21 protein-coding genes are annotated in these 19,974 nt (G+C 45.1%); 10 read left to right on the top strand and 11 right to left on the bottom strand.

Annotated elements, in window-relative coordinates; translation table 11 throughout:
* The first annotated feature begins 20 nt into the window (after positions 1 to 20).
* The 4 genes from EWE74_RS01135 (at position 21) to EWE74_RS01150 (ending at position 2,794) form a co-directional block, all read left to right on the top strand.
* Entirely contained in the window at positions 21 to 1,037 is a 1,017-nt protein-coding gene (locus EWE74_RS01135; protein WP_165384615.1) for a sensor histidine kinase, read from the top strand.
* Positions 994 to 1,800 (top strand): LytR/AlgR family response regulator transcription factor, encoded by an 807-nt coding sequence (locus tag EWE74_RS01140; RefSeq protein ID WP_130139708.1) that lies wholly within the window; start codon positions 994 to 996, stop codon positions 1,798 to 1,800. Before EWE74_RS01135 ends, EWE74_RS01140 begins: the two co-directional genes overlap by 44 nt.
* On the top strand, positions 1,790 to 2,365 hold the full coding sequence (locus EWE74_RS01145) for a hypothetical protein (RefSeq protein ID WP_130139709.1): 576 nt from the start codon (positions 1,790 to 1,792) through the stop codon (positions 2,363 to 2,365). The genes EWE74_RS01140 and EWE74_RS01145 overlap by 11 nt, the downstream gene beginning before the upstream one ends.
* 117 nt (positions 2,366 to 2,482) lie before the next feature.
* A complete protein-coding gene (locus EWE74_RS01150) occupies positions 2,483 to 2,794 on the top strand; it encodes a helix-turn-helix domain-containing protein (RefSeq protein ID WP_130139710.1) in 312 nt (103 codons plus the stop codon).
* Positions 2,795 to 3,016: 222 nt separating this feature from the next.
* Here EWE74_RS01150 and EWE74_RS01155 read toward each other — a convergent pair whose 3' ends face one another.
* The 3 genes from EWE74_RS01155 to EWE74_RS21045 are packed head-to-tail and all read right to left on the bottom strand — an operon-like array spanning position 3,017 to position 3,949.
* On the bottom strand, positions 3,017 to 3,310 hold the full coding sequence (locus tag EWE74_RS01155) for a hypothetical protein (protein WP_130139711.1): 294 nt from the start codon (positions 3,308 to 3,310) through the stop codon (positions 3,017 to 3,019).
* Positions 3,311 to 3,315: 5 nt separating this feature from the next.
* Entirely contained in the window at positions 3,316 to 3,816 is a 501-nt protein-coding gene (locus tag EWE74_RS01160; RefSeq protein ID WP_130139712.1) for a DUF6169 family protein, read from the bottom strand.
* Positions 3,800 to 3,949, bottom strand: a complete 150-nt coding sequence (locus EWE74_RS21045; RefSeq protein WP_165293153.1) for a hypothetical protein — start codon at positions 3,947 to 3,949, stop codon at positions 3,800 to 3,802. Before EWE74_RS21045 ends, EWE74_RS01160 begins: the two co-directional genes overlap by 17 nt.
* A 166-nt stretch (positions 3,950 to 4,115) precedes the next feature.
* On the opposite strand from EWE74_RS21045, the gene EWE74_RS01165 reads away from it, so the two are divergent.
* Genes EWE74_RS01165 through EWE74_RS21050 form a run of 4 tightly spaced genes read left to right on the top strand, consistent with a single transcriptional unit; the run spans position 4,116 to position 5,627 of the window.
* Complete coding sequence (locus EWE74_RS01165; RefSeq protein WP_130139713.1) at positions 4,116 to 4,751, top strand: fibronectin type III domain-containing protein; 636 nt, start codon at positions 4,116 to 4,118, stop codon at positions 4,749 to 4,751.
* Between the two features lie 3 nt (positions 4,752 to 4,754).
* Positions 4,755 to 5,231, top strand: coding sequence for a DUF5675 family protein (locus EWE74_RS01170; RefSeq protein WP_130139714.1), 477 nt, complete (start codon positions 4,755 to 4,757; stop codon positions 5,229 to 5,231).
* Between the two features lie 47 nt (positions 5,232 to 5,278).
* Positions 5,279 to 5,473: a hypothetical protein gene (locus EWE74_RS01175; RefSeq protein WP_130139715.1), complete on the top strand. Its 195-nt coding sequence runs from the start codon at positions 5,279 to 5,281 to the stop codon at positions 5,471 to 5,473.
* Positions 5,457 to 5,627: a hypothetical protein gene (locus EWE74_RS21050; protein WP_165384616.1), complete on the top strand. Its 171-nt coding sequence runs from the start codon at positions 5,457 to 5,459 to the stop codon at positions 5,625 to 5,627. The genes EWE74_RS01175 and EWE74_RS21050 overlap by 17 nt, the downstream gene beginning before the upstream one ends.
* Positions 5,628 to 5,681: 54 nt before the next feature.
* Here the strand turns inward: EWE74_RS21050 and EWE74_RS01180 are convergent, their stop codons facing one another.
* Both EWE74_RS01180 and EWE74_RS01185 read right to left on the bottom strand, forming a co-directional pair.
* Positions 5,682 to 6,332 (bottom strand): hypothetical protein, encoded by a 651-nt coding sequence (locus EWE74_RS01180; RefSeq protein ID WP_130139716.1) that lies wholly within the window; start codon positions 6,330 to 6,332, stop codon positions 5,682 to 5,684.
* 9 nt (positions 6,333 to 6,341) lie between these two features.
* Entirely contained in the window at positions 6,342 to 7,043 is a 702-nt protein-coding gene (locus EWE74_RS01185) for an outer membrane beta-barrel protein (RefSeq protein WP_130139717.1), read from the bottom strand.
* Between the two features lie 320 nt (positions 7,044 to 7,363).
* Between EWE74_RS01185 and EWE74_RS01190 the strand changes: the two genes are divergently transcribed.
* Positions 7,364 to 8,080, top strand: a complete 717-nt coding sequence (locus EWE74_RS01190) for a 3-ketoacyl-ACP reductase (RefSeq protein ID WP_130139718.1) — start codon at positions 7,364 to 7,366, stop codon at positions 8,078 to 8,080.
* 33 nt (positions 8,081 to 8,113) lie between these two features.
* Positions 8,114 to 9,352, top strand: a complete 1,239-nt coding sequence (locus tag EWE74_RS01195; protein ID WP_130141079.1) for a BamA/TamA family outer membrane protein — start codon at positions 8,114 to 8,116, stop codon at positions 9,350 to 9,352.
* A 60-nt stretch (positions 9,353 to 9,412) separates the two neighbouring features.
* Here EWE74_RS01195 and EWE74_RS01200 read toward each other — a convergent pair whose 3' ends face one another.
* The 6 genes from EWE74_RS01200 to EWE74_RS01225 all read right to left on the bottom strand — a co-directional run bounded on the left by EWE74_RS01200 (position 9,413) and on the right by EWE74_RS01225 (position 19,951).
* Positions 9,413 to 11,026 (bottom strand): calcineurin-like phosphoesterase C-terminal domain-containing protein, encoded by a 1,614-nt coding sequence (locus EWE74_RS01200; protein WP_130139719.1) that lies wholly within the window; start codon positions 11,024 to 11,026, stop codon positions 9,413 to 9,415.
* Between the two features lie 11 nt (positions 11,027 to 11,037).
* Positions 11,038 to 12,474: a RagB/SusD family nutrient uptake outer membrane protein gene (locus EWE74_RS01205; protein ID WP_130139720.1), complete on the bottom strand. Its 1,437-nt coding sequence runs from the start codon at positions 12,472 to 12,474 to the stop codon at positions 11,038 to 11,040.
* 12 nt (positions 12,475 to 12,486) lie between these two features.
* Positions 12,487 to 15,624, bottom strand: a complete 3,138-nt coding sequence (locus tag EWE74_RS01210) for a TonB-dependent receptor domain-containing protein (protein ID WP_130139721.1) — start codon at positions 15,622 to 15,624, stop codon at positions 12,487 to 12,489.
* 90 nt (positions 15,625 to 15,714) lie between these two features.
* Positions 15,715 to 16,650: a FecR family protein gene (locus tag EWE74_RS01215; RefSeq protein WP_130139722.1), complete on the bottom strand. Its 936-nt coding sequence runs from the start codon at positions 16,648 to 16,650 to the stop codon at positions 15,715 to 15,717.
* A 115-nt stretch (positions 16,651 to 16,765) separates the two neighbouring features.
* Complete coding sequence (locus EWE74_RS01220) at positions 16,766 to 17,380, bottom strand: RNA polymerase sigma factor (RefSeq protein WP_130139723.1); 615 nt, start codon at positions 17,378 to 17,380, stop codon at positions 16,766 to 16,768.
* 90 nt (positions 17,381 to 17,470) lie between these two features.
* Positions 17,471 to 19,951, bottom strand: coding sequence for a phosphocholine-specific phospholipase C (locus EWE74_RS01225; protein ID WP_130139724.1), 2,481 nt, complete (start codon positions 19,949 to 19,951; stop codon positions 17,471 to 17,473).
* Between the last annotated feature and the right edge of the window lie 23 nt (positions 19,952 to 19,974).

Here is a 19,974-nt window from a genome sequence, read left to right on the forward strand (position 1 = left end):
TATGGCCTATTTACTGGCTAATGACAGTCCTCCTTAACTATCATCTCCATCCAGAACGGACGTTGTGGGAGCAGTTGATCGCCTTTGGTATGTTTATCCTAACATTTAATGCCTCCACAGCCCTGTTTTTTTTCCTGTTTGTGAAAGGACGAAAATGGCTGGTTTGGCTCGGTCTGGTATTGCTCTTCGTCTTATCTTCCAGTGGGGTGTATCATGTGGTTTATCGCCTGATGCCTAAATATGGAATGGTCATGATGGAACCGGATCGTTTAAGTAATAGCAATAAATTCTTGTGGGAAATGCTCAATAACTACCTTACCTTAATTTTAGCGGCAGGTGCGCTGGTTTTGCATATTCGATCCAAGAAAAATCTGATACGTAAAGAAAGGGAAACGCAAGCAAGGCTTGAGAAAGAGAAAGAGGCAAATGCGAGTCTGTTAGCCATGTTGGGCGCACAGGTTGATCCGCATTTTACCTTCAATATACTCGCGGGTGTACAGGCGCAATGCGAGGAGCAGTTGCCTAACGAAGCGCGTACCATTGAGTTACTGACGGATATGTGGCGTTACGCGCAGAGCAGTGCTAAGAAACCGATAGTCATTATAGAGAAAGAAATTGATGCGGTGAATCGTTATCTCGAATTGGAGCGTACGCGGTTTGAGCATTGCTACGTCAACTTTAGCATCGAAGGAGAAGCATGCGGACAAAAACTACCTCCGGGGGTTTTAAGAACCTGCTTGGAAAATGCTTTCAAATATGGGTATAGGGGTCTTGCGGATAAACCGATCGAAGCGAAATTATGGCTGATGGACGATGGGTTTCGTTTCGTGTGCAAGAATTGGGTGAATAAAAATCGGGAGAATATCTTGTCGACAGGCACGGGTTTGAGTAGTACCCGACGCAGACTGGAGCTTTTGTTTCCAAATACGCATGAGATGCACGTGTGGGAGACTGCGGATAACATTTTTACGGTAGAAATAACAATTTTGGAATATGAAGACGATTTTAGAGATTTTGAAATGCGTGGTGCTAGATGATGAACGCGCACCGTTGCTAAAAATGCAGAGGCTTATAAAGTCAAGACCTGAACTTTTATTGGTCAAGTCCTCGACCAATCCCGATTGCATAATAGACCTGATTGAGCGGGCAGATATACAGATCTTGTTCGTGGACATGGAGATGGAGGCCATGCACGGTCTGGAAGTAATCAGACGGGTAAAAGGGAAGGTACATATTATATGCTGCACGGCTTACAACAATTTTGCGTCTGAGATCATGGAGTTGGCTGTTGATCATTATTTATTGAAGCCCATGTCGGAGGAGAAATTTAATCTGGCGGTAGATCGTGTGTTGGTAAACTGTGGCAGAAAGAAATCGCTGGAACCGGATACGAGTAATGTACCATTGGATATTTTGCAAACGGTTGGTTTTCGTACCCCGGGTAAAAACGCATGGTTTTATGTGACGTTAGGTGATATTGAATATATAGAAGCTGGCGAAAGAACGAGTACGGTATACCACACCCCAGACCAAGCTGGCCAACAAAGCAGTGCTTCCACAACGGTCGCGTTTACGATCACCGAAATGGAGCAGTTGCTTCCGGCTAAGTACTTTATCAGGGTTCATCGGGGCTTTATTTTGCCTGTTCATCGGATCAGGGAGTATAGTGTTGCGGAAGGCATCAAACTGAGGGGATCTACAAGGAAGGAATTTATTCCGGTAGGTGACAAATATAAAGCAGCATTAGAAGACAGGCTACGGTTGCTGGAGCGGTTTAAAAAGCAATATCATGAGGAGTAGTTTTGCTGAACAATTCCGAAAGTTGGTAAGAGACTACGAAAGGCTGAAAGTACGGGAGGTGGATGGAAGGGATTGCTGGTATGAGATCGAACGCTTACACCAGCGGATCGAAAAACTTTTGGGGGAAGTAAGGCATTGGAGTGCAGTTATGGAACAGGAATTACAGGGACGATGGGATTTGCAGCAGCTGGTGCGGAAGAGCGACTGGAGTGGGGACGCGCTGCAGTTATTTTGGAACGATCAGCTCCAGTTCTACGAAAGCCGGTTAAACCAATGGATGCTACAAATGGAGCCAGAAAGCCAGCGATGTGTTGTCAATATATCCGTGAGAAAAATGTTGATGCTGCTTCGTTTAGCACGCGATGTAGAGCTATTACCGGATGATCCGCTTAAACATGCTTTCGTCTTTATCACCAAGCATTTCCGGACAGCGCAACAGGAGCAAATATCCTACGAAAGTATACGGAAAAAATACAGCCAGATGGATTCGGTAGCCATAGCGGAAGTAGAAGGTCTACTTCGGGAATGCCTGAAGAAACTGGCGGAATATAAAAAGAACTTATAAATAACAGAAAGGAGGTCACCATGACATAATCTATTATCAACTACCAGAAAAAGAATTAATGCTCCGTGTTCATTTTATGACGACACGATAACACTAACATTATAACACCATTTTACAATGAACAATTATACTTGTGGCCAAGAGCCACGTAAATGCGTACAATGCGCTATCCTACTAGCCATCTTGAAAGCACTACATATTGATGTGGATTTACCGCAAACATGTTCGTCGGCTCCGAAACCAGCTGAAATAGATACGCTGCTAACCCGAAAGGAGGTGATGCGTAAGCTGAATATTAAAGATAGTGCCTACACCCGTTGGGTAGAACGTGGCATCTTGGTGCCGCGGATTATGGGAAGGCGTCATTTCTATAGTGAAGATGATCTGGGTGGTGCTTTCAAAGAAAGCAATCGCAAAGGCAAACGTTAATATAATAAGGACGTTGCGCGCCGTACTGGCGCAAGGGGAGGTACAGATAACATCGTGCTTCCCCTTTGTTTTGCGGTCCGCCGACGGCTTGACGGCGTACGACTTCCGTAATTTGCCGGACAACGGCACGCTTCTTTCGTATGGGATTGTGGTTCTTTCATGCGCCAACACCATGAAGTTGACTTTCAGGGGTATCTCCCTGTCCGGAATACGCCTTTTTCGCTATGACGAGACCAAACTTCTGTCCATCAGGATAATGTCGCCGTACGTCGAAAATAACCGCCTGTGCACCGAAATGATTTCGGCATACGACAACATGCGTGCCTTGGGCAAGGGGATTGTTGTCCCGTATGCCGACGCGAAAAAGATAGCCGGGAGCTTGATCGGGTTGGTTAACAAAATGACGTCGGCGTACGACGATGTAATACTTCCGCCCATCGATACGATACTTCCGTCCGCCGAAGCGATACTTCCGTCCGGGTTGCTGATGACGCTGTCGTCGTCGTTAATGCTCAAATGACTTATTTATCTTCGTTCAAAGCCTTTTCTACCTGATTATAGATAGAGATAAGCTTCTCGTATTGTGTATTTTTTTTATGAAACATCATAGATGTATATAGAATTTGAGGAGATTCTAGGTTTACATCAACTTTTATAATATTGTCTAGTTTTATAATATCCTCTTGATATTTGGAGTTTTTATACCAACGACTAAAAATTTTATGGCGCACTATTGATTTGTGATCGTCATCCGAGCATATATAAATAAGGGAGTTTTCTGTTTGTTGAAAGAACCTTTGAATGATATTTTGGATAGTTCGAGAAACTTTTGCATCGAAAGGTTCAAGTTCTTCATTTGCCTTTTCTACTACTAATTGATAGACATTTTGTATCTCTTCGCCCGAAATAGACGAAAAAGATTCGTCCACGACGAAAGCAACTCTATATAAAATGTTGTTTTTGGTTACGAAATTGTACGTACTGGTAATGTCGTCAAAAACGTAGTTATAATGGCTTTGCAAACTTAATACCTTTTTTATTCAGTTCTTTAAGAGAAGTTTTTCCCTTCATGTATGAACGCACGGATTCCTTATCAGCAATCATTTTAGACACTGATTTAACGATCGTTTCTTTTTTGATCTCTTGCTTTTTCATACTGCTACAAATATAACAAATTATTTTCAACTAATTATCGTCGTCGTTAGTGCCCTTTTGTGTTCTTTTGTGCCCTTCTGTCGTCGTTTTCCGTTAAAATTTTCCGGCTCAGACCACTTTTGTTTCACAGCGAGGGAATGGGCCCTGCTGCTAAAACAACTATGTGATGAACATAAAACAACAAGCATTGGGTGGTTTCACCAAGGACAGTGATGAAACCGTATTGGTCAAAGGGAAAACGGTGCTGCTTGCCATGACGGGCAACGCCAACTTTGAAACACCGGAACCAACATTGGAAGTGGTGACGGAAGTCTTAAACGATTACGAACAAAAGCTATCCATGGCCAAACGACGCGGCAGTCCGGAGGATACAGCTGCCAAGAACCAGGCTAGGAAAGCGACAGAGCAGCTATTGAAACGGCTGGCGTTCTACGTGACGCAAATGGCCGATGGTGATCTGCCGAAACTATTGAGTTCGGGGTTTGCGGTATCCAGTTTACCGCAGAAGGACGATGTACCGTTGCCAGTGACAGGAATTACCGTGGGTGACGGCCGGCAGAAAGGACAGATGCGATTGGATTTCGACAAAAACCATTCGGCCAAATTGTACGAATACCAATTGTGCCAGATCGATGCGAATGGTCTGCCGGATGAGTGGGGTGAATCGTATACCACGTCGTCATCAAGGCAGAACATCGTAGCGCCATTGGTACCCTATCAACGTTATGGCGTGCGTGTACGTGCAGTGAACGGTTATGGTCGCTCGGATTGGTCGGAGATGGTAACACATGTGGTGCGTTAGCGGATGGAAATCGAAGTAAAACGCAGTAGGCAGGGGAAAAACAGTACCCTGTCTGCGCTCTATATCGACGGTGAGCAAGTCTGTTACGTACTGGAGGATTCGGTGCGGGACGAAAAGATCAAAGGAAGTACCGCTATTCCTGCGGGCCGCTATAAACTCGCGTTCCGACACTATGGTCGTATGCACGGGCGATACCACCGGCTATTTCCGGATTTTCATAAGGGCATGATACAGCTCATGGATGTGCCAAATTTCTCTTACATCTATATCCACATGGGCAACAATTTCTCCGACACGGCGGGTTGCTTGTTGGTGGGGCAAAAGGTAAAGTACTTCAAGAAACAGAAGGAGTATGAAATTCGACAGTCCAGAAAGGCCTATGTAGCGCTGTATAAGCGACTTGCGGCAGCAATGGAAAAAGGAGAGGTGTTTATAAAAATTCATGAGCTAAGTTCATGGGGGAACGAACTAAGTTCATGAGGGAACCAACTAAGTTTATGGGGGAACGAACTTTTAAATAGCAGATAATGAGGAGGATAATCAGAAAAATAAGCCAAGCGGTACAGGTGGTACTGCTGGCGCCGATAAAATTGCCGGCGAAGGCATTGAATGTATTGAAATACATCGCGGTGGGTTTGGGCATCATCGAGCAAGTAATGCAGGATGATACCGATCAGCCAAAAACAGAAGGAAAGGAGGGGAGCGATGAGGTCGCTAAGTAATGTGCAGTTGGGTACGCTGGGCGGTACTGTTTGCTCGGTGTGGAACAGCTTCGACTGGAGTAATCTCGCACATACCGCTTTGATGGCCGTGATAGGCGCATCAGTGAGTTACCTCACCAGCCGCTTGTTGCAAGGTAGAAGGCGAAGGCGATAATAAAAAACACCCGGAGCATAGGCTTCGGGTGTTTTTTGTTCAGAGTCAGAATACCTAGAATTGATAAGAAAGTCCTAGAGAAGCTTCATTCCAAATGTTGCTAAATAAGTCGAAATGACTTGTTTTCGCGTCAACATCTTTTGTTTTTAAATGGCGATAACTAACCAAACGGTTTAGGCGTACCTCTGCACCGAGTCCTTTGAAAAAGGTATACCGTCCTCCGGCATGTATTCCAGAGGAATATACATTAGCACGTGTAGGCTGACTAAACCATGTAGACTGTTCTTCAGGCAATATTTTTGTTTTTGAGGTTCCCTTTGTACCGTCTAACTCTAAAAAAGCTGCGAATTTTCCGTTATCAAAAAGATAGGTCTGAACCAGCACGCCGGCATGCTGATCTATTGTTTTGGTATCTAAATACCCTTCTCCAAGTCCCGGTATTACAATGCGTGATCTATTAGTGACATTACTGTAGTTATATAGCGCGCCGATTGCCCATACGTTATCGATCCGAAAAACTGCTCGAGGTGTAATCGTAAACCGTTTCATTTCGGCTGTAGAGCTATTCTCGGATGCCGTGCCGGTTGATGAGTTGCTTTTACCGAGATTGGTATGGACGGAGATATTGAACTTATGATCTTGGCTATAGGACCGACCTGTAGCAAGTATGCACGCTACTAAAAATAAAATGTAAAATTTGCTCATGTTGAAAATTTAAATACTAAATAAAAGTGAAAGATAGGTGTTTGATAATGGCGAAGTAAAAAAGCGATAAGACGTCTCTTTCTGCTCATCTGTTGTGCTATACGAATTGCTAAAGGTGTGCTTTACATTGGCTAACGATCTTATGGATAGCTGGGCATGGAAATTATTGGCTATGCGGTAGGAAGCCCCAACTTTAATATCGATATCGATGGCTTTCTGACGGCGTGATGATGCCTGAACTGTGCTTGATCCGTAAAATGACTCGTGGTTTTGGGTGGTTGACATAACAGCGTCATGAGCCTTAGTTAGCTGATAGCTTGGATTCACCTCGGCAAAAGTATTCCAGCGTGTTTTGTTGAACGGCATAAAATAATAACGGTAGAAGACACCGAAGGCATTGGTCTTTTCTACGGTTTCTTTTCGCTCATTAGCCGTATAAACTTCGTTCTCGAACTTGGAGGTGTAGATTTCTTTTTGCTTTGTTAAATTGTAGCTGACTCCTACATAGGAATGGGGCGACAATCCCACACCAATTTGGGGTTGGATTTTGGGAGATTTTAGGTGTTGTGTTTGGACAGCGTTCGGCTGCAAATACCCTTCGGATCTGGCCTGGTTATAGGCACCCCCGAATTCGATTAATAGTTTTGCCTGTTGCGCAAGACCAAGATGGAATGTCCCTAAGAATAATAGGATAATAAAGATTTTATTCATAAAATATAGATTAAGCAGCAAAGATAGTTTTTTTCCATATCTTTCGTTGCGAAATGCATTCTTAAATCATTTTATGAACACGATACGGATATAGGTAGCTAATGCCGTAATTTGCGGTCAGAACTTGCAAAAAAAGCATGAACTTTGATATCTGGCAGTTTACAAATTCCGCTCATCCCGCTCTAGAGGCGGATTTCAGCCATACATGGAAAAAGAAGCCGTGTTAAGAAAAATGCATGAACTAAGTTCATGCGGAATGAACTTTTAAGTAATATAAAATCGTTTTTTCTTATTTTTGGGTAGATTACAACAACATCAAGATGATAGAATTAAAAGGAAAAAAAGCAATCATTACAGGCGGAGGTCGCGGTTTAGGAAAGGCCGTTGCGTCAGCACTTGTGGCAGAGGGTGTTCATGTGGGTATCACAGGGCAAAACGAGCAAAACCTTCGGTTGACCGTGGAAGAACTTCGCGGATATGGTGTGGAAGCACACTATGCCGTATTTAATGTAGCAGATAATGCGCAGGTGGAAAAAGGGATACAAGAGTTGGTGGAGGCACTTGGCGGTGTGCAGATTGTAGTAAACAACGCTGGGGTGGGCCAGTTTGGCAAAGTGATGGAGATGGCACCGGAAGATTTCCAAAAGGTATTTGATATTAACTTTTTTGGTGTGTATCTCGTGGCAAGAGCGGTATATCCGTATCTAAAAGAAGCGGGGCAAGGAGATGTGATCAATGTTGCTTCCACGGCAGGTTTAAAGGGCGGAGCGGGTATGGCAGCCTATGCGGCTTCCAAAGCCGCGGTAATTTCACTATCACAGTCGATGATGGCGGAATGGCGAAAAGATGATATCCGGGTAGTGACCCTAACGCCGAGCACGATTGCCACGGATATGAGTATCCAAGGTGGTTTAACGGATGGTAACCCGGATAAAGTGTTGCAGCCGGAAGATTTCGCAGAATGGGTCGTGGATATACTCAAAATGAATCGACGGGCGCTGATCGCGAACGGATCCATTTTTAGTACGAATCCTTAAAAATAAAAGCTATCTGCGCTATTGAATTGTGAGATGCTGTTGCTGAGGAAATATAACTGGCTGTTGTTATGGGCTAGTTTGACGGTTGTTTTGCGTGTGAATGCACAACGGCCTGTAAATGAGATTGAGATTACGCCTGTTCGTTCGGACACTAGCGAACAGCGGGATCTGATCGATATCGGTCGTCAGGTATTTGGTATTACGCCTCCTCAAGGACAAGACAGTATAGGAAAAAAGGTTTATTTTTCGTTTTTACCTTTTTCCACGAGTGTGCCCGGTGGCGGTTATGCGCTGATTACCTCGACGACTGCGGGCTTCTATCTCGGCGAACGGGAAAATACCCATATGTCACGCGTAAACTTTACGCCCTACACTAATTTTAAGCAGCGGTTTGGTTTACCTATTCGATCCTACATATGGCTTAAGGAAAATAAATGGGTTATCGATGGCGATATACGGTTACTGAAATTCCCCCATGAAATATGGGGGTTGGGTAAGCAATATGGCCATAACGACAAAATCAATTTGGATTATACATATGTCAGGTTTTATCAGCATGTCCTCAAACGTATTGATGGTGGTTTTTTTATGGGGCTGGGATACGATCTGGATTATCGTGCCGATATTCGGAGCAAAAGTGAGATTTCGATAGCTGATTTTACGAAATATCCATATGGAACGGCACAAAACGGATCCAGTATTTCTTCCGGATTAAGCTTAAATCTTATTTTTGATACTAGAGCGAACTCTATTAATACGTGGGATGGAAATTTTGCGAATTTGCAATTTCGTGTAAATCCAACGTTTATGGGAAGTACGGAGAACTGGCAATCTTTATATCTCGAGGTGAGAAGATACCATAGACTTACGGATAATCCAAATCAGCAGAATATGATCGCTGTCCGCAATTTCTTCTGGACGGTATTCAATTCGAAAGTACCTTATCTGGACCTTCCGACGTTAAACTGGGATCCATACAATAGCTCGGGGAGAGGACTCCCGCTCAGTAGGTATCGAGGTAAGTCCTTATTCTATCTGGAGTCGGAATACCGTCGGGATATTACGCGCAACGGTCTTTTCGGATTCGTCCTGTTTGCTAATGTAACGAGTGTTAGCGGACCTAATACACACCTTTTCGGAAACTGGAATGTAGGTACGGGCGCCGGAGCAAGGATCAAGTTCAACAAAAAGTCTGGGACGAATATAGCCATCGACTATGGGGTAAGTAAAGGGTATCGGGGTTTTAGACTGGGGTTAGGAGAAGTGTTCTAAGGGACAAAAGCGCTCCAGAGCAACCCTGCTTTGGAGCGCTTTTTTTAATACTTTTTTAAATCAGTGCTTGCTTGATGGCGGATCGGGATAATTTTTAGTTGGCACAATCCGGTAACTGCTTGATGCTTCATAGGTATTGTCGTAGTCATCTGTGGCCCGTACACGTATACGATGCTCGCCGATAGCTAGATCTACCGGCAGGCTCACACGCCAAAGATGTGCACTGGGCATCGCGTCGGTGGGGCGCCGCCCCGGCAGTAGCGTGTCTAGATTATCCCAAGGGTATAGTTCGGCCAGATAAGCAGGATCGGATGTGCGAACCGGCATCATTTTTTGCCATTCCCCTTCATCTACCGTATATTCTACCATATTACCATGATGCCCCATAAAGAAGTTGGCAAAAATAGCGGAGCGGCTCCTTTTTCCTTGTCCCACAACCTTGGGATGAAAGATGTTGATCTGGTAGGTAGAATCGCGCCCCGACGCTTGATAGCGGATACGGTATTGGTTTTTGTCGAAATCGATGAATGCATAACCATTCGGTGTACCGTCGCGCATGGTAGCGCTCGGTACTCCCCGGCTATCCAACTGACCAGAGTACCAATCACCGGAAGTGGTGCCTGCATTGTATTCGTGATGTGGCTTTTCCTGATGCCAACCATCTTTTTCATCATAGAAATGCTGTGTTTGGGTATGCATGTGTGCAGAAAGGGAAAGTGTGTGCGGATATTCCCGGAGTAGATCAAACAACCGCTGCCTGTCTTCTGCCCGGAACGTGTCGCCATTACGATGATCCAAAGGGATGTGGAAGGCCAACACAATCAGATGGTCTGTAGGAACATGCTTCAGGTCGTTTTCTACAAAATCAAGTTGCTCTTTGCGAAAACCGCCGAGATAACCTTTGCCGGTCCGGGGATTAGGGTACCGTACATTGTCCAAGACAATGAAATGTACCTTACCGTAGTTAAAGGAGTAGTTTGCCGGCCCGAAATTCGCTTCGAAGGTTTCATCAGACAAGCTGTCGGCCTGCACATCGTAATTCATATCGTGGTTGCCTTTGAGATTATACCATGGCAACCCAATACGCGCTACACTCTCTTTATAACGGGGATGGAGGCTTAGATCGTCACCTACAAGATCGCCTAAACTGATGCCAAAAGTTACGTTCTTGATCCCTACGACCTCGTCCACAATGGCACGGTTAAAAAAGAGCATTTCTTGTGCTGTATAGGCCTGTGGATCACCGAATACCAATATGCGGAATTGGCCGTTTTCCCGACTTTTCGTAAGGCCGAAGTCAATACTTTTGGGAAGTGGTCCTGTTGGAGTCACACCAGCATACGTGAGATCTGTTGGAGATCCCTGCGGCTTGTATATGTAGAATGACTTCGGTAGGTAATGCCTGTCCAGCGGTATAGTATAACCACTTGGTTTTATAACGAAGATGATATCGTCGTTGCCGACCGGTAAGGTATAGCGGCCTTGTGCATCGGTTAAAACAACATCAACGCCATTACTGACGGGCACATTTGGCAAACCGGTTTCTATCCCGTCTTTTTTGCCGTTATGATTGGAATCTAGATAGACGGTTCCTTGCGCTTGTTGTTGGGCATAACTCCATGTGGATAGCAGAAGAAAACCCGCGCTGAGCAACAATTTTAAATTTGTTTTCATTTTGTGTCAGATTATTTATGAAAGGGCATGATGTAAGGTGAATTTTTATGTTGAACCAATATGCGGTTCATATCGTGTTTGATGGTAACGACTCCCGATGCCGTGTCGTAGGTGAAATCATCCAGACCTCTATTCTTGGGAATGAAATCGGGAATAATGGCTTTGGTATGTTCATCGGTTACATGGCTATTGGAAAGCTGCTCGCGTTGCGATATGGGGAATCGGATACCAAGATCGGTCATGCGGCGTCCTTCGGCAATGAAAATCTCCTGCCGCAGCAGATAGATGAGGTAAAGGGCTTCGTCCGCTGTTCCTACTGCATCAATATCGGATGACGTAATATGAGTACCTGATACGGAATACGCTGGAATATTTCCTAGCGAGCGATCTAATACCAACCCTTCTTTGGTAACCGACTCGGTGTCGAACTTCACGGAAACAGCCGTTAGGGGATAATCTTTTCGGTTACCACCGTTTCGTGTTTCTTTGCTATCGTTGAGCATCGTTGTTGGTCTTTTTCCAACACAGTTGGTGAGCAGATTTTTCAATGTTTGTTTCGCTGCCGAAATATCCTGTTGCGCAACGAGTGCTTCCGCGAGAATCAGATACGCCTCTTCAGCCTTGGCGATTGCGATCGGTTTTTCATCCTCGAAGATCGTTGTCGTTTGGTGGAAATATTTAGGGTCCAAGAAGTCCAGACGGGGGAGTGGCGCAAACGAGTTGGTTGTGGAGGAAAAAATATAGCTTTGGAAATTGTTAGAGGGACCATTTTCTGTACCGTAGTGTACCTGCCGCAAAGATAACGGATGGGTAATCGCTTCACGGGAAAATTCGATAGCTTCCTCGAGATTGCCTAAACGATAGTGGCATCTAGCCAGCAAGAGGGTACAAGCTTCTTGATCGTCGGCTTCGGAAAAAAGATGTGCCGCTTCCGTAAGGATGGCAACAGCTGTTTCCAAAAGCTCGCGGGGCGACTTGACTTCTCCTAAAGCTTCGGTCGGTAAGCCGATGTAGAGCTCGGCTCCTAAAATATGAGCGTATGCTTGATGGAATAGCAATTCAGCTTTCTGCTGACTAACATCTTCTTCTTGTAGTGGAATAAGTTCCTCTAGGCCAAACGTACTCATCTCCATAAGCTTATGTATGGCGGCCTGAATATTCGCAACGTCCTGATCAAAATAATTGATATCTGGGTTGTCAAACACCTTGCTGCTTTGGGTGTAGTTGTTAAAATAGTTGTCAGAGACTAGTTCGGAAAATTCGACAACTGTCCCAACCGTGACGCTCGCTTGCCGGCGCACGCCATTTAACCAGGTCTCTAACGATTGGAAGCTCGGGATAAAGCGGTCTTCTGTTACATAGGGATTGGTGACTTCTGTCAGTTCACAGGAACTAAAGATAAACGCGCTGATTGCTATTGTGTATATCGGTTTTTTGAATCGTTTCATGATAATAAGGGGTTAGAATGAGACTTTTACGGACATTAAAAATTGTCTTGGGGCGGAATAGGTGGCATAGGAAATACCACCAGTGGTCGCACCGTCTTGCCCCTCGGCACTGCCACTGATAGTCGCCTCTGGGTCAAAGGAGGAGGATGCAAAACTGAAAGGGTTCATGACACTGGCACCGATAACGACGTAGTTGGCAAAGGAACCTATTGCTGACTTGGGTAGGATGTATGTGGCACCGATGGTGCGGATTTTGATGTAATCTGTTTTCTCGATAAACATATTGGTGAAGCTTAGCCAGCGTGTACGCCCATACTCAGAATTGATCTCTCCTTTAGGTATGCCTTCGTCACCTGCTCCGTAATTGTAACGGAATTGGCTGTCCCAATTGTTGGCAACAGAGCCTTGTTGATAATCCGCGTTGGCAAAAACATTTAATCCTTTCCACTGGAGATCGAAGCCCATGCTACCAAATAAATCGGGAATCGTTGTCCCAAGATATTGCAGTGGAGTAGATGTTGCCATCACACCATCTTCACCGAACTCACCGTAACTACCACGGATAAAACCCACAGGGTACCCTTCTTGGACAACCGTTTGTATGGTGCGCTCGCTAAAGCCAGCAATGTTGAAAGGTGCAGCACCACTGGAAGATAGCACCTTGTTGTCTAAGGTGTTCACGGCAAGATTGAATCGCAATGCCGTGTTTTCTGTTTGTACTGCGGTAATCTGCGTGCTGAACTCTAAACCACGGTTCATAATTTTTCCGACATTCCGTAAGGCTTCATTTTCTGCGCTAGAAGGCGCCGCGGGCACGCTGAACAGTGCATCGTTGGTGATGGCATGATAAAAGCCGGCCGAAAGCGTTAGGCGGTCTTTCCAGAAACCAAAGTCTACGCCCGCTTCAAAGGTATTTGTTTTTTCGGGTCGGAGATCAACTCCGGGCATGCCAAATGTGGCTGCTTGTGCACCCAAATAGCCGGGAAAGGCCATGGTACGAAGGTTGCGAAATGGAGGGGGGAAGTTTCCAGCTAGACCATAGTTCCCACGTAGCTTTGCGGATGGAATAAAGGTAGGGATATAGGAAAAACCGATTTTCGGATAATATTGTACGCCGATATCTTTACCAAAAGCGCTATTCCCGTCGCCACGCAATCCCAAATCTAGAAACAGCTTGTTTTTCCAGCCCAGATTGCTTTGCAGATAGACACCGTAATTCACTACTTCTGAATAGAATTCGTTACTGCTGGTCGTGGTGGCTTCTGATATATTTCTGGCTCCGTCGCGAACGTTGGAACCGATGTAGGCAACTTGTCGATCTTCATTCCGAAATAGTTGCCCCCCCAAGGTGGTAATAATCGATAGGTCGCCGATATCGGCTTTATGTTGTCCGTTTAACTCGAGTGTAAGCCCCCAGTATTTCCGCTCACCATTGTTGATGTTTCCACGATCGGTGGTTAAGTTGCCGGTGGTATGGGTAAGGTATTCGTTCGTCTGGATAGCCTGATTGCGTAATACGCGATAATCAATTCCTCCAACTGCTTTGATGTTTAGGTTTTGCATCGGGCGGTACTGGAAACTTTGTGACGTTTGAAACCTATTCACAACGATCTCATTATCTTGTAGCCGCTCAGCCGTGTGGACATATTCCTTCATCTTGGCAAATTCTTCATCACTGAGCTCATCGAGTCTTGGATTAAATCTGGGTTGTGGTCCCGTTGTTGCGGAAGCACCACTCTCCGTAAACCATAGACCGGTATAGCCTCCCTGATTCCCGTTACGGTTACGTTTATAGCTATTGTTCACAAAGGTAAAACTGCTTTCGTAGGTAACTTTGTCATGGAGTTCGGCTTTGAAACCGGAACGGAGATCGATACGCTTGTTCTGGTTTTGTTTGAAGACCTGTACACCGGAGCTGTTAAGGTAGGCGCCAGTCACACTATAGCCTACTTTTCCGCTATTGCCGTTGACGGCAACATTATAACGTTGAAACATTCCTGGCTCAAACAGCAGTTCCTTTGTTCTGTCGAAATGTAAAAAATCAGTTGTAGCCCGCTCTGCACCAACGGTAGCTTCTGCCGTAACCGTTGTGCGATCGGATCCACCTTTCTTCGTGAAAATCTGTATGACGCCATTGGCGGCATCTGAACCGTACAATGTGGTGGCTGCGCCACCATTGACGTATTCTACGCGTTCAATATTGTCGATAGGGATATCGGCCAGTGAACTGACTCCAGAACCTTGGGCACTGCCGCCACCAATTGTCGAAGCGGTATTTAGGTTGTCCATCCGGACACCGTCTACATAGATGACAGGTGTAGAATTTTTGAAGGCAGATACCACACCGCGTGCACGAATGATAGAGGTGGCTCCCGATTGTCCGCCCGTTAAACGGATTTGTGCATTGGGGAGTTTCGATTGTAGCAATTGATCAAACCGAGCTGCTGGGATTTTTTCCAGTTCCTTGCCGCTTACGGTGGCAATATTAGTGGAAAGACGTCGTTTGTTCATGTCCAGTCCTTGCCCCGTAACGACAACTTCATCGAGACCGAACAAATCTTCCGCTAAGGTTATGGTTAACGCTTGTTTTAGCTGTTCCGGCGTTAATGTGATGTCTTTTGTTTTATACCCGATATAACGCACACGCAGTAAAACAACTTCTGTTGCAGCGACTACCGGTAATTTGAATTCACCTTGGACGCCCGTTTGTATGGACCGATTTGTGCTTACCAATTGTACCGTTGCGCCTACAATTGGTGCGCCTGTACGATGGTCGGTGATCGTGCCATTTACCCACTCTTGCTGTTGGGCAACAGCGCGGGTAACGGGTGTAACGGTAGTAGCCACCTTGTGGAGAATAATTTTATCGCCCTTTAATTGGTAACCGACACCGGAATCTGACAGTACCAACGGCAAAAGCTGCTCTAAGGGTAACTCGTCATCATATGGATGGACGGTTTTTCCGGTTAGAATCTCTTTGTCGTAAATCAGTTTTTTTCCGTTTCGTTCCGCTATTTGCTGTATGGCATGAAGCAGAGAATTGTCCTTGCCCTGCTGGATATAGCTGACGGGGATAGACACTGGCGTGCTTCCTGCAAGTGACCCGTTCCAAAGACAAGCACCAGCAATGAATAATAGATAGTTTTTCATTTTTTTATTATGATATGTTTAAGTACGATCAAATACGAAATACCGTTGAACCTAATAGTCAAGCGCGCCGTTCAAATGTTTCGATCTGATCTATTTTTTAAATAGTATGATGGTGTCCTCTTGAAGTTGATACTGCGTGCCTGTGGCGATACAAATAATTTCCAAAACGGAGGCAAAGGGTTCATCCGCATCGAATTCGCCTGAAAACTGATGAGCTCGCCCGATTTCTTCCGTTACCTGTATATTGCGGTCGTATTGCTTAGCCAGTTTCTGTACGACTTTTTGTAAACTCTCCTCTTCGAAAATCAGTTTTCCGCGTGGTAAGTCTGCAAAATGCATATAATGGATATTGTTTTTCTTTTGGTCGAAGGAAAGGCTGTCATTCGCTAATAGCGTATAATGCTGGCTGTCTTTTTCCATTGTTGAAACACGCACCTGACCTGTTTTTACATGTATGTTCCATGTCCCCAGCACGTCGTGCGTTCGGATGGTGAATGATGTTCCCAGTACTTCCGTCTTCATCAACTCGTTCTTAACGACAAATGGACGGCTGGCATCTTTCTTGACAAGAAAGAAAGCTTCTCCTTCGTACAGTTCAACTAATCTGATGGAGTCTGTTTCAAATTGTTTACTCACGAGTAGCTCCGCGTTTTCTCCCAAGATGATAGAGGAGCCGTCGGATAGGGAAATTTCCCTTGTTTCATCCGGACCAGTGCTATAGCGTATATCGTGATCGACACGTATATACTTAAACAGGATGAAGCCGATTAAGAAGGTTGCTGCAATGCTACCTACGCTACGCCATAGTAACCGCTTGCGGGAGGTGCGACGACGAGATAAGTATTCGTATTGGTACTCGACATGTTGCCAGATATCGTGACGTATGGACTCAAGTTTTTCTGATTTGTGGGAAAGCTGTTTTCCTCTTAAGCTATCGAGCCATTGGTCTACAGCTTGTTGTTCGATGATCCCATGGTTGCCTTTTAAATAACGTTCAATGATTCCCTTAATCTTTTTAAATTCCATATACAAATGAGCTTTCACTTGTATGTCTTTTTTTTTAACCAGAAGGGCTAGTACATGATGTTATCAAATAATTAACAAAATATAAAGAATAATAGGAAGCAAGGACATGCTCCGTTTATGAAAGAGGCACGGAGAGGCTGATCACAAATGCGGTGTAGGCTACATCTCTCAGTTGAATACGTAAACGCTTTCTGGCCGAAGCTAGGTGATTCTTGACGGTATCTTCGGAGATGTCAAGCTTTTCGGCAATCTCCCGTATGCTGAGGCTCTCTTTCGTTTTTAAACGGATGACCTCCTGCATACGCTCTGGTAGTTTGTTGATCTGAAGATCGATTTCTTGTTGCAGTTCTTTCATAATCAAGGGATCTACCGCATCTGAAAAGGTTTGTTCAATATAATTTTCAAGCGGCAAGTTACGCTCGTTCGACGAAAGTCGCTGCGATAGTTTGGTTAGTGACTTGTAACGCACGGAGGTAAATAGATAGGATTCGATAGAGCTATGGATGACTAAATCTAGCTTTCTATCCCACAGGGCGATGAATACTTCCTGGACAACATCTTTGGCGTCGTCGTCATCACGTAATATGTTGAAGGAAAATTGAAATAACGGTTTCCAATAATGATCAAATAACTTGTGCAGTGTTTTATCAGCACCTGATTTTTTTAGTTCATTGACAAAAGTCTGATCATGGTTGGAAGGAAGTCCGTTTGTCGTCTTTATTGATTCCATGATACGGCAAAAGTAAATGATGGAGATTAAGGCAATATTAATATAGTGATAAAAATAAAACCGCTTTCAAAAATGAAAGCGGTTTTATTTCTATATACGTTTTTTTCCGTAGCCCATCAGTGGATCGGTTATGCTGGGTTTGCCTGTTTCCAAGTGCCCCGCATAGCGATATACTTGCGTTTCGTCGTCTGCCGAGCGTACTTCCAAATCGTACCATCCTTGGCTTTTGCTTAGATCGACATGGATGATGCGACGTTCGGATGAACTTTTAGCTATGGTGCCGTAACCATAAGAGAGATCCTGTATGCTATATTTGCCACTACTGTTGCGCATGTCGATTTCTAAAACCTGCTCCTGATTTCGTTGCTGGAGGATACTCATGGAATCGCTTAGGAATGTAGTGCTCCCTTGAAAAGAGCGGTAGAAACCGTTCGGTCCGTGGATGTCTACGCAATACATATCTTTTTGAAATCGATTAAGCTTCCAGCGATAGGATAACGGCTCGCTGCTGTCAACAGCAAAATTCCATACGCCGGGATTCCCCGATGCATCGTTGTATTGATCGTACGTGACGGCAATAAAGGGAACACCGGTAGCTTTGTGTTTGGACAGCTGGCCGCCTAGGACAAATTGAACAACCAATTCTCCTTTTTGGTGATCTATCTGGGCATTGACTTCGATATCGTACGGCAGTGGACAGGCAGGTTTCGTACCTTCTTCCTGTACGGGAAACAACGATTGGGCAATATTCCCCTTACGCCACCGTTGAAGTTCTTCAGTACCTATGGGATTAAAGTTATTCGGAAGCGTTTTTTCTTTGGCAGAATAAATTCGCTGCACGTAAGCATTGCGGTCCACCGGTGCAAGTGTTATCTCAGATGGTTTTTGGACGGGACGAAAAACGGATGTTAAATCGCCACAGATGAGCCGTCTCCATGGACTGATATTTGATTCGGAGATTTTCTTGCTGAATTTTTTCTCCAGAAAATGTTCCATAAATTGGAGGGTGGAGGTGTGGTCGAACACTTCGGAATTTACCCATCCTCCCTTGGTCCAAGGTGAGGCAACGACGAGCGGTACGCGGAATCCCAGGCCAATGGGGCTATCGAGATCGGTATCTGGGTTTCCAGTTCGTTTTTTCTCCTGGTCCGCCGTGACGTATTCTGCTTGGGTATCTAATCCTTTGGCAGTTTTTCCACTGTGGGGCCGAGCAGAGTGGGGTGGGACAAATGGCGGCACATGATCGAAATAACCGTCGTTCTCGTCGTAGGTAAGGATGAATATGGTTTTTTTCCAGACTTCCGGGTTGGCTGTTAGGATATCCAATGCTTCGGATACGTACCAAGCGCCATACCAAGGGGATCCGGGATGGTCAGAGAAGCGGCAGGGGGCCACCAGCCACGATACCGTTGGCAGATTTCCGCTCTTTACATCTTGTCGAAATTGGTGGAAAATGTCGCCCTTGGGTACGTTTACTGATTTTTCACCTTCACTATCTTGATACGTAATGTTTTCGAGTTGATGGTAGTCCGGATCGGCAGTGTTGGTTACGAATGCTCGCTGATGTATATGTTGGGCGGTAGCATCTAGCTTTTCGAAATTTTCTGGCGTATAATGGGCAATGTCCTTTTCGAGTTGCGACAACCGTTGCTGCATCTTGTTACGCTCCTGCCTGTCTGCTGTCTCGTCGCGTAATGCTTTTTTTAGCCGTTCAGCTTCCCGTACCATATAACGGTGATGAGCCGGATGGAAACGCACATTGTATTGGGCGTAGAATTCTAAATTGTTGTCTGTAAAATTAGCGAGCCAATCTTCTTCTTCGCTGTTGAGCCCAACGGGCAGGCTTAGCTCGTTCTGATACACTTTCCAGTCAATGCCTGCCTTTTCCAGACGTTCGGGATAGGTTGTCCAACGGACGTCTTTATAGTTTATTTGACCATTATCAACGTGAGCGGTAGACTCGGGATTATGGGGTTCTTCGCGTATAGCACCTGCCCAGAAATAGGATCGGTTGGCACTTGTACCCGTTAGGGAAGAACAGAAATGCTGGTCACATACGGTAAAGGCATCGGCGAAGGCATAGTAAAATGGGATATCCTGTCGTGCATAATAACCCATAGTTAAGGGCATATGCTGGTAGGCCGGATTGCCTGCTTTCTTGGCTTCTAGCCACGTATCCATTTTCCCGTTATTTCTTGCGCCAACCATATCTTTCCATCCATGTGGCAGCGAACCCATCCAGGTTGCCTTGGTGTTTTCGATGTCGAGACGGAAAGGCGGAAATGTTTCTCCCTTTGTGTTTGTCTGTAGCCATACCGGCAAGCCGCTATCTAATCGTAGGGCACGTGGGTCATTGAATCCTCGGACTCCCTTTAAGGTGCCATAGCAATGGTCAAACGATCTGTTTTCCTGCATGAGGAAAACAATGTGCTCAGCATCTAGATAAGTTGTTCCTTGTGGTGCGTCAATAGCGAGGGCACGTTGGATTGAACTGGGCATAAGCTGATATGCAGCTGTTGCACCGGCTAGTAAGGCTGCCTTTTTTAAAAACGTTCTTCTGTTATCCTTCATAGCGTCAATTTACAATTGTTTTT

It is taken from the genome of Sphingobacterium corticibacterium, from assembly GCF_004208525.1.
Classification (GTDB): Bacteria; Bacteroidota; Bacteroidia; order Sphingobacteriales; family Sphingobacteriaceae; genus Sphingobacterium; species Sphingobacterium corticibacterium.